This is a genomic window from Streptomyces sp. GL_140 (assembly GCF_057834465.1).
The window spans coordinates 139,375-152,947 of record NZ_JBYQMJ010000002.1; the positions used below are offsets into that span (position 1 = coordinate 139,375).

Here is a 13,573-nt window from a genome sequence, read left to right on the forward strand (position 1 = left end):
ATCTGAAAGGCTACCAGTGGACAAACATGGACTCACCCTGCTCGGACGGCAGCAAAGCGGGCCGATCGACAGCGGTGAATTGGAAACGTTTCCCAAGCCGGATGGGATTGGCGAAGTAGAGTTCACCACCCGGGAACTGACTGCGCTGTGCCCTGTTACCGGCCAACCCGACCTCTACAGTCTCACCGTCGGATACGTTCCGTCGGACAGGTGCCTGGAGGCCAAGTCGGTGAAGCTCTACCTCCAGAGATTCCGCAATATGGGTATTTTTGTCGAAGAACTGGCATCAGTGATTGCCAAGGAGCTCCTGGATGCCTGCGGGGCGGTCTCCATCAGCGTGGAAGCCGTGCAACAGGTGCGTGGGGGCCTCTCGTTCACCGCACGGGCCGGTGCGGGACACGTGGGGAGCTGCTCGTGAAGATCTTCGTGCTGCTCTCCGGAGGTATCGATTCGACCGTCCTGGCCGCGCATCTGAAGTCCGAAGGCCACGGAGTGTCCTGCCTGTCGGCGAACTACGGACAGCGGCACGTCAAAGAAGTGGAGGCTGCCATCGCGGTGGCGGGTGTGCTGGGCGTCTTTCACGAACTCATCGATTTACGAGGCGTGACAGCCGCGATGGATCGGGCTTCCTCGGTGCTGCTCGGCCCGGCGCCCATGCCACATGGTCACTACAGTGACGAATCGATGACCGCGACCGTGGTTCCGGGCCGGAATCTGCTCTTCATCGCGGCGGCAGCGGCGGTCGCCGCCTCACGCGGGGCGGACGCGGTAGCCCTGGCAGCCCATGCCGGCGACCACCCCGTCTATGCCGACTGCCGGCCCGACTTCCTGGAGGCGGCGGCAAGCGCGGTTGAGTACGGCACGGGCGTGAAGCTCATGTTCCCCTTCGCCGGACTGCACAAATCCGACATCGTGGCGGTCGGCTCCCGTGTCAAGGCTCCCCTGGAACTGTCCTGGTCCTGCTACGAGGGTCAGGAGGTGCACTGCGGGCGCTGCGGTACCTGCGTGGAAAGGGCCGAGGCGTTCGTGCTGGCCGATGTTCCCGACCCGACCCGCTATGCCGACCGTGAATTCGCCCTGCGGATCCGGCAGTGCGGGAAGACCTCGGACGAGGAACCTGCAGGAGAGCGGACAGGCCGGTTGTTGTAGGCACTCCAGGTCCGTTGGGGCAGCCCGGACCGAACTCTGGTCACAGAGGTCTCTGCCGGGTTGAGAGGAAAACCTTCCCAACCCGGCAGAGATACGATTCTCCATGGAGCGACCCGTGCCCATCGCCTACCGAGCCATCCTGGTTGCACCGAGCGCAAGAGGCTTCTCGGCGGCAGGGTTCATCGGCCGACTGCCAATCTCCATGCTGGGCGTCGGAATTCTGACGATGATGTCGCAGTCGACCGGGCGCATCGGGATGGCCGGCGCGGTTTCGGCGACGTTCGCCCTGTCCGGAGCGGTGCTCGGCCCGCAAATTTCCCGCCTGGTCGATCGCCATGGCCAGTTCAGTGTTCTGCGTCCGGCAGCTGGGATCGCAGGCCTCGGAGTCATCGGACTGTCGTTGTGTGCGATGGGGGAACTACCGAGTTGGACATTTTTCGCCGCCGCCGTTCTGGCAGGGTTCGCACCCGATGTGGGTGCTGCGGTGCGTTCCCGCTGGGCGGAGATGTATCACGGCGCCCCTGAGCTGCACACGGCCTATTCCTTCGAGGCCGTGTTGGACGAGGTCTGCTTCATCATCGGTCCGCTGCTGTCCGTCGGACTCTGCACCGGATGGTTTCCGGAAGCGGGACTCATGGCGTCTGCCTTCTTGCTCGTGGCCGGCACCTACGCATTCACGGCCCAGCGCCGGACGGAGCCCTCGGTACGACCGGGAGCCTGCCGGGTGAAGGGGACGGCGATGCGCTCACCCGGGCTGCGCATGGTGACCGTCACCTTTGTTGCCGTGGGCGCGATCCTGGGGTCGATGGACGTCGCTGTAGTGGCTTTCACCAGTGCGCAGGGATCCGACCACCTGATCGGCCCGATGCTTGCCGCATATCCCCTCGGGTCGTGCTGCGCAGGTGCCTTCATCGGCATGATCCGTACGAGTGCACCAGCGCCTCGCGGCTTTCCGCTGAGGGTTTTCCTCCTGGGAATGGGGACGTTGCCCTTCCTGCTGGTCAACAGCCTGACCTTCTTGGCAGTGGCGTTGTTCGTAGCGGGTTTGTCCCTGGCGCCGACGATGATTGCGGCCATGGCTCTGGTCGAACGCCTGGTGCCGCAGGAGAAGCGGACCGAAGGCATGAGCTGGGTGGGCACCGGCCTCACCCTTGGCCTCGCCGTCGGGTTCTCGTGGGGCGGAATCGCGGTCGCCCGGTTCGGACCGGACCACGGATTCGTCGCACCGGTCGTCGCGGGCGCGTCAGTCATCGCCCTTGCGTTCCTGGGATGCGGCCGGATCCGGGGTCACTGATCCGAGGGTTGCCGCACTATCGCTGCGGCTCGCACTTGCTCAGGTCCGTCTCGGCGAGCGGCTTCCCCTGAGGCGTCACATAGGTCACCAGGAGTACGACGTTCTGCGTTCCCTCGTTGCGGCCTTCGTGCACATATTTCGGTCCTTCGACGATCGACTCGCCGGCCTTGTAGATATGGACACCACCGGGATACACCGGCGCGTAGTGGGTCAGCACTCCTGACTTCACTACGGCGACCAACTGGCCGTAGTGGCAGTGTTTTCCGGTAGTCGCACCGGGGGGAAGGGTGATCTCACGAAAGTTGACCTGCGCCGGCCCGTCGACGTCGACCTTCACCGGGCCGTCCTGTGTGCCTTCCGCCAGCTCCGTCACCGTCGGGGAGGGGGCGTGCGTCGTGGCCGGTGCCGCGAGGGCGGCGGATCCAGTGACGGACAAGGTCACTAAGGACGCTGCGGTGGCAGCTATCAGGCCCTGAAGGATTCTGTGCATTTGATTCACCCTTGGATATTGGTTCCGATGTCGGAGATCGTGGTACGCCGCACCCCACGGCCGATAGGGGCGAAAGACCCTTTTCGGCCACAGGGTCCGTGTTGGGCATGCCGAGCTAGCGCGGATCCTTGCCCGGGCACAGCAGTCGGGGCTGTGTCTCGTCGGAGAACTGGGCACCGACGCAGCCTGCGGGCAGGTTGCCGTGGGCCGCGGTACCGAAGTTCGCGGTGACGGTCAGTACCCCGTCACCGAACACGGTGCGCTGGACACTGCGGTCGTCGGTCAGCCAGGAGTAGGAGGTGAGCCTCTCGGTGCCCGCCCTCTCGTGGAGCGGCGCGAAGTAATTCTGCAGGGCGGCGAGTTCGGGCCCGTGCTGAGCGAGAGACGGCCCGTCGAGGACGTAGTTGAGCGGGATGTTGTAGAGCATGGCCAGCATGGCGCGGGTGTTCTTCTGCTCGGGCAGCTTCTCGTACGAGACCTCCCAGCGTTCGGTGCTGACGAGCGAGCCGTGCAGGGCCGTCTGGTACAGCGGAACGCGGTACCTCGGGTCGTACATCTCCTTGGCCAGGTCGGCGGGGAGAACGACCGGCTGGAAGAGGAACCTCGGCGCGCTCTCCGGGTAGTAGCCGCCCCAGGAGCTGCTGTGCTCCAGCTGCCACAGGCCGTCCGTCACGGGAGTGACCGAGCCGTGGTTGAAGTCGAGGGCCTTGTTGGCCCAGGACTGCGCCGTCTCGGAGCCCAGCACGAGCCTGCCGTCCCGGATTCGCTGCAGGCGGGCGATGCGGTTCGCCCGGTCCTGGGCCTTGGTCATGCTGTGAGCAGGGCTGTGGTCGCGGAACATCTCACCGGCCGTGTCCACGTCGAGGAAGTAGCTGTCGGAGCCGTTGCCGACCATGTCGCGGGTCCGGTCCGCGAGGTAGTGCTTGGTGGGTTCGGACTGTTCGAACGCCTGTGAGCTGAGATAGCAGCCGCGGTTTCCGAAGCCGGTGACCGGACCGCCCTCCGCATCGGTCACGCAGTAGTCCGGGTACACGCTGCCGGGCCATATGGAGGTGGGGGTGTCGGCGCTCGCGGGATCCTGACCGTTGGCGAAGCTGTCGTACGGTCCGACGAGATAGCCGTTCCTCTTCGCCGTGCTCACGGCTTCGGCGCCCATCGGGTCAGGTCCGGCGTCGTACCCGAGCCACATCCTGCTCACGCCGAGCTTGCGCAGCTGCTCGATGCCCTTCTGCTTACGGGCGTCGCCCCACACATAGGCGTGGAAGGCGCCGAGCAGTTTGCCTGCGGCCGGATTCGCCTCGATCTTGTCGCGCAGACTGCCGAGCCGGCCGTGTTCGGAGAGCCAGTCGCGGTAGTCGACCGCCGACGCCACCGGATTGCCGTCGGTGAGGCTGAAAGTGACGGTGTAGGAGCGGGTGTCTTCGCCCCTGTCGAACTCGTGTACAGCCGTCGTACGCAGGCGGCCCTGGTCGGAGTCGAACCGTAGGGATGTACCGATATCGGTGGGTATGAGATGGCTGACCCCTTGATCGCCGTACGTGTAACCCCACAACGGCATGGTCAAGCTGCCCGAACCCATATCGACCGGATCGCCGGTGAGACCGTGCTCGGGTGCGTTCCAGAAGGGGTCCCGCACGGGAATGCTGAGGCCTTCGCCCCGGGGGAGCTGAAGGTCGGACGCCGACGGATCGGTGCCGGTCACCGGCCACTGCAGGGACTGGTCGTTGTTCGCTTCCATGCTGACGCGGAGCCGGCCGTGGTCCGAGGCGGCCGTAACGGTCAGTCTCTTGTCGGGGTATGTCCAGCGGGCGCCCTCAGGGGTCTGTGTCACGGGACCCGGGTGGCCGAGATCGGTGGCGGACGGGCCGGACACTTCGAGTGAGCCGCCCGATGCCGGCATGGCCCGGATGTCGAGCGAGGCGGTGTCCACGACAGCCGCGCCCCCCTGGATCGGGATGCTCACCTTGTTCGGGTCCGGGACCGGCTCAGGGCTTGCCGCAGCGCTGGTGGCCTGGGCGCCGCCGGCAGTCGCCGTGAGGACGATCGTGACGGCTAATGCGGTGAGGAGACGATTTCGAGGAGAGCGAGGATTGGATATAGGAGGAAAGATCATGGATGTGCATGTTAATACCTGCGAAGAAAACCCAAAGTCTGGCGTTTGCCCCTGGAGGGTGCCAGTCCGACGCCGCGCGTGGTTGCCGGCGGAATGCAGCAGGTCAGCAGTATCGCGCTGTACTCGGACGCCCGGTCGGCCGCGGTGGGCACCGGAATCAGGGGCGAGGTAAACAGAATTGACCTGCAGACGGGTTACGCGGGACCACGTATCCCTGTAGGTGTGGAGATCAATGACCTGGCCGTCGGGGATGGGCAGGGGTCGGGCCGGGGCCGGGGCCAGAGGCTTGGCGGCCGCGGTCGCGGTCGCGAGGATCGCGAGGGTGCGGGCGCAAGCATGGCCATGCGTGGGTACTGCCGGATCTGCGATCCGGTCACCTGGCAGCCGGGCCTCGACCCGAACGAACAGCGGGCGCCGCTGACGAATCGAAGCCGGCCCAGGTCGGGACCAAAGTCTCTATGCGCGCCTCGGGGGCAGCGATCTACTGATGGCCAATGATCTTGAAGACGGCTCCGGTCGGGGCGTGATCCCCACGCTTGATCAATCTGACGAAGGTTCTGAGGGATGTCGCGTAGGTCTTTCCATCGGATCGCGGCCGGCTCCGTGCTGGCCATGCTTGAAATCACGCTCTTACTGAGCGGCCCGTCATCGAAATCAGCTCACGCGTTCGGCACGTACCGCATCGCGGGTCAGAATGCCGAGCACGAGCGCATCACGCGAATAGCGCTCGAATGCGACGGAAGCGAACCGGATACGGACTACTCCTGCTTCCAGGAGAAATCAATCAAGCAGCTGGCGGGCTGGGACGGTGGATTCGGGGCGGTGGGCATCCCGGATCTGGACAAGATATCGAACGGGTCCGCGCATTGTGACAACGCCGACTATATGGACATCGACGGGTACCCCCAGTCGCGGGAGTCGGCCACTCGAGAACTCGTCGCCTGCGTAGAGCATTTGAAGGGGCACTTCCACTACGGCCTCGACGCCGCGCCCGGCATGCTGGGTGTCAATTTCATCGACCCTGAACACGTCGATCTGAACAGTAACTGCAACTTCGTCGGGGGCTTCAAGGGGCGGGCCAAGTGCAATGCGATCGAGGGTCTGGGTCGTGCGCTGCACGGTGTGCAGGACTTTTATGCGCACAGTAATTGGGCGGGGGAAAGTGACATTCTCCAGCCGGTCGGCCTGGAGAATCCTCCAGGGTTGCAGAGGCGATATCCCGCGCCTTTTATGGAATTGGCGAGTCCTGGTCCGTTCCCTGTCGAATCGGTGCCGGTCGAGCTCACCACAGGGTGCTTCGGCACACCGGTCGGATGCTCCGGGAGGATTTCTCACGGAGCCCTCAACAAGGACACCGGAACCATCGGCTTCGATTGGGGGAACCTGACGTATGCAAACGCCACTACCTCCCGCGGGAAGGTTGAGGCCAATTTCTGGCATGCGGTCAACCTGGCCATCATTGACACGCGCCGTCAATGGGATGGATTCAGGAAAGCGCTCATAGTGCTCCACGGAGACAGCCAGGGGAAAAGGATCGCCTGCGCCATGACCCGTGACGATCCGGTACGCGACTGCTGAGGACGCCGGCGGCGCGGGGAGGCGCGTGGCGCCCCTGAGCGGATGGGATGCCTGGCGGTCAGACCTCCCAGACCTCTTCGGTGTCCGTGCTCGAGCTCGATTCCGCGGTCGTGGGCGGGGTCGGCAGGTGGGCCAGCGCAGCAGGAACGGAATAGATGATGGGGATGTCGCTGAAGACGGCCTTGTAGTCGGGCATGGGCCTCTCCGGGCCGTCACTGCTTCGAATGCCGACCCAGTCGAGGAGCTTCCGCTTATCCGTCTGTCCCCATGCCGCTGGATGGCGGGCCTTCTTGGTGTACCGGATGCCGATCGCCATCCTGGCCCGGCTGGTGAAGATGACTGATCCCGCCTCGTACTTCACGTTGTTGGTCCGCTCGAATCCCTGGGTCGAAGTCAGGTCCTTCGTGGTTTCGTCCTTGTACGAGGCACCTGCCGTTGCCGTGCCGCCGACCGGGAGGATCGTGGCGGCCCGGCCGACGTTGGCGTTGAGCGAGTACGTGCCCCCGGAGGTGACGGCCCGTTTGTCCGCCAGGCCGCCGGTCATCTTGCTGGAACTGTCCATGGCGGCCTTGGTGACGGTCACCGTCGGCTCGGAGGCGGACAGCGACAGCGACAGCCCGATCTGGCAGTCGTAGACCCAGCTGGAGGTCTTCCCCTTCACGGAGAAGAGGTACTCGCCGTTTCCGACGAAAGTGCGTGCCTGTTCGGCGATCCGGTCCGGTTGCAGGTGGTAGCGCACGGACCTCTGTACGTCGTCCTGTGTACGCAGGGCCTCGGGAAGCTCGGCGAGGACGATTTCGTCCAGGTTCTGTATCAGGCTGACGGCGAGCACCTGACTGATGTCCGGCAGCCTGCCGGTCGTCGTCGCCGAAATCTGCGCCAGCTTCTGACGGGCCAACGTGTCCTGCGCCTTCTGCCGCTTGGCCCGCGCCGCATCCTGGCGGCCGTGGAGCCAGTTCGTCAGAGGGTTCGACGAAACGGGAGGCGGTGCGACGAACTCCAGAGGAGGCCGCTCACGACTCGGTTTGCGCGACGGGGTGGGGGTGCTGCTCTGGGGGGCCACGTTGGTCATGGACACAGAATCACCGCCTGGGGCTGGTCACTCGACTGCTTCGTGCACGTCTGCCGAGCAGCATGCACGCACGGATCGGTGACGGGCAGGTCCGAAAGGATCGGATCTCTTGCCAACCGGCTCTTTTCTCTCCAGGTCAGGACGTCCCGGTGGGGTCCGAGTCGGCATGGTCCAGCAGGCCCGTCGCGTAGGCGACCACGGCTGCCTGGGTGCGGTTGCCCAGGCCGAGTTTGACCAAGGTGCGGGAGACGTAGGTCTTCACGCTCGCGCCGGACAGGTGCAGTTCGCCGGCGATCCGCTCGTTCGTCATTCCCATGCCGACGAGCCGCAGCACCTTGAGCTCGCTCTCGCTGAGGGCGGCGATCTTCGCGTCGACCCCGGAGACCTGCACCGGCATCCGCCGCATCGCGTTGCGGACCATGTTGCGCAGGAGTTCAGGGGCGAAGACGTGACCGCCGGAGGCGACGACGCGCAGGGCCGAGAAGAGCTCCTCGCAGCGCAGGTCCTTCAAGAGGAAGCCGCTCGCCCCCGCATCGAGGGCCTCGAGCACCTGGCCGTCGTCGCTGTAGGTGCTCAGCACGAGAACCTTCGGGGGGTTGGACAGTTCGATCAGCTTTCGAGTCGCGGAAGGCCCGTCGAGATGGGGCATCCGCAGGTCCATGAGGGCGATGTCGGGCTGATGCAGCTTGGCCTGGATGATGGCGTCCGCGCCGTCGACGGCCTCGCCGACCACCTCGATGCCGTCCGACGAATCGATCATCATCCGTAGGCCCGACCGTATGATTGCCTGATCATCGACGATGATCACTCGTATCGTCATCGTGCCGGTCCCTTCGTCTCGTGCAGCGGTAGGGGGATGAAGGCCCGGACCTCGTAGCCTCCGTCCGGCAGAGGCCCGGCGTGGAAGCTGCCGCCGGCCGCCCCGACGGTCTTGCGCAGGCCCGCCAGCCCCAAGCCCCCGGAGTCGACGGCGAACGGCCGCTGCAGGGGCCGGCCGTTTCGGACGACAAGATCCACCGCAGTGCGCCCGAAGGACAGGCCGATGCCGACGGCCGCGCCGGGGGCGTACTTGGCGGCATTGGTGAGCGACTCACGGCCGACCCGGTACAGCAGGGCTTCGCATTGGGGCCCCAGGCCGCGCACAGTGCCGCTGACGCGGTACGAGGTGTCCATGCCGACGGCGCGCATGTTGCGGGTCAGCCCCTCCAGGAACTCATGGCAACTCAGGTGCGGGCCCACCGGCTCCTGCACGTCCTCGGACTCCTGCAGCACCGCGATGACCCCCCGCAACTCCTGCATGACGGTGATCGCGCCTTCCCGGATCTCCTCGAAGTCCTTGACGGCCTCGGGCATCAGGTCCTTGCGGCGTGCCGCGGCGCCGGCGCGCATCACCAGGTACGTGGTGTGGTGGCCGACCGTGTCGTGGATCTCGAAGGCGAGCCGGGTCCGCTTCTCCAGGAGGGTGAACCGGGCCGCGTGCTCGGTGGTGGCCTCCGCCCGCTCCAGGCGCTCGCGCAGCTGCTCGCCCAGCAGCCGCTGCCGCCGCACGAACTGCCCGTAGAAGGCGGGGACGATGAAGTTGAGGACGGCGATGTACACCCGCCACTCGGGGCTCTCTACGAGTGCGCCGGTCATCGAGCGCGTGCCCAGGTACGCCAGCACCGCACCACCGACGATCAGTGCGCGGTGGCGGCCACCGTACCGGCCCATCGCGTAGGTCGCGGCGATCAGCGCCGTGCCCTCGTCCGAGGCCAGGGTGGTGCTGAAGGCGACGGCCACGCAGATCTCCGGACGGGTGCGCCGGAACATCAGGGACGCGGCCGCGGTCAGAGCACAGAGGCAGCTGACGGGGTAGCTGTGGAAGAGCCCGGTGCGGTAGACGGTCGACAGCGCGAGCAGGCTCGCGGCCGCCACCAGCAGGGCGAGGACGGCGTCGTGGGCCCGCAGCCGACGCGGCGTGGGCGCCTCGCAGACCAGCAGGCTGCTCAGCCGTCGGCGGACGAGCCCGAAGACGTGGGTCAGCACGGTGACCACCGGCCCCTTGCGGCCAGGACGGGTGGGGCGACGGGCCAGGTCCGGACGGTGGGCCGGGTCCGGACGGTGGGCCGCCGGGTCGCGAGAGGGGTGTGGAACTGCGTGCGGAGCAGCCGATCGATACTCATTGGTCCCTGTTTCATGCCTGGTTGCCTCAGCCCGGCTGGAGGAAGAACCGCCCCAGACGCGTGCGGGTGTCCCCGTCGAGCAACGGGAAGATCTCCGAGGCCATCACCGCGGCCACGTAACTGATCTGGCTGGTGTCCGTACCCGAGTCCGCCAGGATTGCCACGCTGGTCTGGGGGTCCACCGGCACCATGCACAGGTGGTGTTGCTCCATGGTGACGACCGTCGCCCCCACCCAGCCGCTGCCGTAGGCCCGCGCGGCGGCCCTGGCCAGCGACATCAGACTCGATGACAGCGCGGCGAGCCGTTCGGTGTCCGCCCTGGCGGTGGTCGCGTCCGCGCACAGCACCAGGCCGCCGACCGAGAACAGGACGGCTCCCTCGATGCCGGGGGTGGCGGCGCAGTGCCGATGGATGACGCCGGCGACGTCGGAAGCCCGGTCGTCCGGCGTCGGAGCGAGGGAAGGCATGGCGTCCCACCGTTCAGAGGCTGTGCAGTCCACTGAGGACCCTTTCCATCAATGTGGTGGTCGGTTGTTCGCTGCCGGGGTCGCTGACCGAGATCAGGCCCATGTCGGACAGGTCCGAGACGAGGATGCGGGTGACCCCCACCGGCACGCCCAGCCGGGCCGACACCTCGGCCACCGAGGTCGGCTCGGCGCACAGCGCGAGGATCTGGTCGTGCTCGGGCTGTCCGCCCCGCGGCGCGATGCGGTGGGTGGTATGGAGCAGAGCCTCCAGAGGCAGCGAGAGTCCGGTCTGCGTCCGTCCCGCCGTGATGGTGTACGGGCGGGGGGCGAGCGGTGGGGGCGCGGCGGGTCGCGGGGGGTCAGCCGCACGCCACTGCATGGTCCCTCAGAGCGGATCGAAGTTCAGGTGTCAGCACGTGGCCCACCCGGGCCACGAGCCGGGTCATCCGGTAGCCGAGCACCGACCGGTCGGTGCCGGAGTCGGCGGCGACGGCCAGCAGCGAGCCGTCGGAGACGGCGACGACGACCAGGATGCCGTGCTCCATCTCCAGGACGGTGCGCTGTACCGGGCCGGACTCGTGCAGTCCGGCGGCCGCGGCGCCCAGGGACGCGATGCCGCTGGTGATGGGTGAGATGAGCTCGGGGACGGGAGCCTGCGGGGCGGAGGCCCGGGCCAGCAGCATCCCGTCGGCCGATACGACGGCGACGTCGAAGACGCCGGGCAGGTCGGACCGGAACTTCTGCAGCACCCAGCGGAACTCGCCCACCCTGCCGGGCACCTGACCGATGGCGTGCGGTGGGCTCATCGAAGCGGTCGCGTGCGTATTCATGACTGCTGCTCCTCCTTCTGAGGCGCGGACGGCGGTTCCGCACCGGCGATGCCGTTGTTGAGTCCGGCCATCCGGCGGCGGATCTCGGCCGGGTCGGGGAAGGGACGGGTGGTCCGGCCCTGCTCGGGGACCCTGGGTGCCTCGAGGCTCCCGGGAAGGCCCCGGCGCTGCCGGATGGGCAGCCCGGCTCTGGTCGCCTGCACGTCCGGCGCGGCCTGGGGACGGTTGCTGTACGGCGCAAGCTGTTCGGCCGAGCGGGTCGCGGCCCCGCCGATCGGCCGCAGCGAGAGCGTCGGCCCTTCCCTGTCCTGCTCGTCCTGCTCGTGCTGGTCGGTCGGACTGTGCAGCGCCTGGCCGCGCGCGATGCCGGCCCGCGTCGCCGGGTCGGCGGTGACGGGGCTGCGCTCGATCACGAGTGACGGCGGCAGGACCACCGAGGCCACCACGCCGGACGGGGAGTTGGCGTACAGCCGCACGGTCACCCCGTGCTTGCGCGCCAGCGTGCCGACCACGTACAGGCCCAGCGACTGGCCGAGGTCCGTACGGTTGCCGGCCTCCTGCTGCTGCAGCAGCCGCTCGCTCGCCGCCAGCTGTTCGGAGCTCATGCCGATGCCCGAGTCCCGGATCTGCAGCATCAGTCGGCCGTTGGGCATCCGCCCGCCGCTGACGACGACCCAGGTATCGGGGCTGGAGAACGACGCGGCGTTGTCCAGCAGCTCGGCGATCAGGTGGACGAGGTCGTCGGCGGCATAGCCGACGAGGTCCACCGGCGGCAGCGCCCGGCACATCACCCGCTGGTACTCCTCGATCTCGGAGACGGCGGTCCGTACCAGGGCCATGAGCCCGGTCGCCTCATGCCGCTCGGCGGTGATCTCCGCGCCCGCCAGGACCAGCAGGTTCTCGCTGTTGCGCCGGATCTGCGTGGCCAGGTGGTCGAGGTGGAACAGGCGCGAGAGCTCTTCGGGTGAGTGCTCGGCGTCCTCCAGTTCGGTGATGACCGCCAACTGCCGCTGCACCAGAACCTGGTTGCGCCGGGAAAGGTTCTGGAAGAGCTGCTTGACCTCCTCGCGCATGGCGGCCTGCTGCCGGGCCAGGCCTACGGCCTCCAGGTAGACCCGGTCGAAGGCGCGCGCCACGTCGCCGATCTCGTCGCGGGTGCGCGGGGCGAGGATGTTGCCCTCGAGCGCGGCCGGCAGCGCGCTGCCCTTGTTCAGGCGCCGGGTGACGTCGGGGAGATGGACCTCGGCGACTATCGATGCCGAGCGCCGCAGCCAGTTCAGCCTGCGCACCAGGTGCCGGGAGGTGGCGACCACCAGAGTGGTGGCCAGCAGCAGCACCAGCGTGGCGATCAATGCGCCGGTGATGACGTGCTCCTGAGCCGTCTCCTTCTGGCGCTGTGCGTCGGCCAGCACCCGGTTCTCCACCTCCTCCTGCAGCTGGGCCAGCTTCCCGCTGATCCGGGTCAGGTCCTCGTACCAGGTCGTGGGCAGCGTCTGGGCCAGGCTGATCTGCCCGGTGGAGGCATTGAGCTTCTGCATGGCGGCGGTGAGGTTCTTCGCCGGTTCCTCGTTCGTGATCCGCTGGAAGGCGGCGGCCTCCTGAGGATCGGCGTAGAGGCCGAACTCCATGCCGGTGATGTCGCGGGCGACCTGTGCGGAGAGGATGTTGCCCTGCTGGCCCGCGGTGAGGCTGCCGGACTGCGCGGCATTTGCGAGGAGCGAGCGCTGGCTGGTGACCATGACGTTGTTCAGGGCGATCGTGTACAGCGTCCACCCCGCGCCCCAGGCCTTGTGGCCGACCCCGCCGACGTGGTTGTAGAGGCTGGCGACCGAGACGATGACGCCGGCGTAGTCGTGCTCCACTTCGGCCGAGGAGCCCCCGGAGCTCGCGAGTTTGCGGACCTTGGCCAGGGCCTCGAGCGCGGCGGCGGTGACCTGGCGCTGGCGCTCCAGCCCCGCTTCGGCGGGCAGGGCTGCCAGTTCCCGCTGGAACCGCTCGGCCTGGGCGTCGGTGTCGCCGTGCCCCTTGTCCTCGGCGCCCTTGCCCTTCAGACGGTCCTTGGCCTTCGGGTCGACGGCCAGGTCCCGTTCCTTGGCCAGTGCCGTGATGAGTGAGGTTCCCGTGCGGCTCGTCATCGCGATCTGCTCGGTGCTGCGGTACTGGTCGGCCTTGTCGAGGGCTCCCGTGAGGTTCACGCCGGCGAAGCCGAGCGCGGCCAGCAGCGGGACCAGTACCACGATGAGCATGCGGGTCGGTACGCGAAGGTTGCCGAGTATGCGTTTTCGCCATGGCAGGGGTGGTCGGGCTGCGGCCTGTAACACGAGAGACCTGATTTCCGGGGAGTGGACTCGGGCGGGTGTCAGCGTACGTACGGGCCGTGGTCCCTTTGCTGCCCAAAGGGAAACCGCTGTCGGCCAA

At 67.3% G+C, this 13,573-nt stretch carries 13 protein-coding genes; 4 read left to right on the top strand and 9 right to left on the bottom strand.

What is annotated here, in order from left to right; genetic code table 11:
• Positions 1-16: 16 nt before the first annotated feature.
• The 3 genes from queF (at position 17) to AC3IYJ_RS40295 (ending at position 2,443) form a co-directional block, all read left to right on the top strand.
• Complete coding sequence (gene queF, locus AC3IYJ_RS40285; protein WP_489403178.1) at positions 17-418, top strand: preQ(1) synthase; 402 nt, start codon at positions 17-19, stop codon at positions 416-418.
• The gene (queC, locus tag AC3IYJ_RS40290; protein ID WP_489403179.1) at positions 415-1,149 is read left to right on the top strand and encodes a 7-cyano-7-deazaguanine synthase QueC; all 735 of its coding nucleotides are present in this window, start codon (positions 415-417) and stop codon (positions 1,147-1,149) included. Before queF ends, queC begins: the two co-directional genes overlap by 4 nt.
• A gap of 115 nt (positions 1,150-1,264) precedes the next feature.
• Positions 1,265-2,443 (top strand): MFS transporter, encoded by a 1,179-nt coding sequence (locus AC3IYJ_RS40295; RefSeq protein ID WP_489403180.1) that lies wholly within the window; start codon positions 1,265-1,267, stop codon positions 2,441-2,443.
• A 16-nt stretch (positions 2,444-2,459) separates the two neighbouring features.
• On the opposite strand, the gene AC3IYJ_RS40300 is transcribed toward AC3IYJ_RS40295, so the two are convergent.
• Positions 2,460-2,780, bottom strand: a complete 321-nt coding sequence (locus tag AC3IYJ_RS40300; RefSeq protein WP_489403181.1) for a cupin domain-containing protein — start codon at positions 2,778-2,780, stop codon at positions 2,460-2,462.
• 268 nt (positions 2,781-3,048) lie between these two features.
• The gene (locus AC3IYJ_RS40305; RefSeq protein ID WP_489403182.1) at positions 3,049-5,046 is read right to left on the bottom strand and encodes a glycoside hydrolase; all 1,998 of its coding nucleotides are present in this window, start codon (positions 5,044-5,046) and stop codon (positions 3,049-3,051) included.
• 564 nt (positions 5,047-5,610) lie between these two features.
• Here AC3IYJ_RS40305 and AC3IYJ_RS40310 point away from each other — a divergent pair.
• The gene (locus tag AC3IYJ_RS40310; protein ID WP_489403183.1) at positions 5,611-6,624 is read left to right on the top strand and encodes a CinY protein; all 1,014 of its coding nucleotides are present in this window, start codon (positions 5,611-5,613) and stop codon (positions 6,622-6,624) included.
• 58 nt (positions 6,625-6,682) lie between these two features.
• On the opposite strand, the gene AC3IYJ_RS40315 is transcribed toward AC3IYJ_RS40310, so the two are convergent.
• The 7 genes from AC3IYJ_RS40315 to AC3IYJ_RS40345 all read right to left on the bottom strand — a co-directional run bounded on the left by AC3IYJ_RS40315 (position 6,683) and on the right by AC3IYJ_RS40345 (position 13,401).
• Entirely contained in the window at positions 6,683-7,696 is a 1,014-nt protein-coding gene (locus tag AC3IYJ_RS40315; RefSeq protein ID WP_489403184.1) for a hypothetical protein, read from the bottom strand.
• 136 nt (positions 7,697-7,832) lie between these two features.
• Positions 7,833-8,516 (bottom strand): response regulator transcription factor, encoded by a 684-nt coding sequence (locus AC3IYJ_RS40320; protein WP_489403185.1) that lies wholly within the window; start codon positions 8,514-8,516, stop codon positions 7,833-7,835.
• A complete protein-coding gene (locus AC3IYJ_RS40325; RefSeq protein ID WP_489403186.1) occupies positions 8,513-9,730 on the bottom strand; it encodes a sensor histidine kinase in 1,218 nt (405 codons plus the stop codon). The genes AC3IYJ_RS40320 and AC3IYJ_RS40325 overlap by 4 nt, the downstream gene beginning before the upstream one ends.
• Positions 9,731-9,884: 154 nt before the next feature.
• On the bottom strand, positions 9,885-10,325 hold the full coding sequence (locus AC3IYJ_RS40330; RefSeq protein WP_489403187.1) for a roadblock/LC7 domain-containing protein: 441 nt from the start codon (positions 10,323-10,325) through the stop codon (positions 9,885-9,887).
• Between the two features lie 13 nt (positions 10,326-10,338).
• Positions 10,339-10,704 (bottom strand): DUF742 domain-containing protein, encoded by a 366-nt coding sequence (locus tag AC3IYJ_RS40335; protein WP_489403188.1) that lies wholly within the window; start codon positions 10,702-10,704, stop codon positions 10,339-10,341.
• Complete coding sequence (locus AC3IYJ_RS40340) at positions 10,685-11,155, bottom strand: roadblock/LC7 domain-containing protein (protein ID WP_489403189.1); 471 nt, start codon at positions 11,153-11,155, stop codon at positions 10,685-10,687. The genes AC3IYJ_RS40335 and AC3IYJ_RS40340 overlap by 20 nt, the downstream gene beginning before the upstream one ends.
• Positions 11,152-13,401: a sensor histidine kinase gene (locus AC3IYJ_RS40345; protein ID WP_489403190.1), complete on the bottom strand. Its 2,250-nt coding sequence runs from the start codon at positions 13,399-13,401 to the stop codon at positions 11,152-11,154. The genes AC3IYJ_RS40340 and AC3IYJ_RS40345 overlap by 4 nt, the downstream gene beginning before the upstream one ends.
• Between the last annotated feature and the right edge of the window lie 172 nt (positions 13,402-13,573).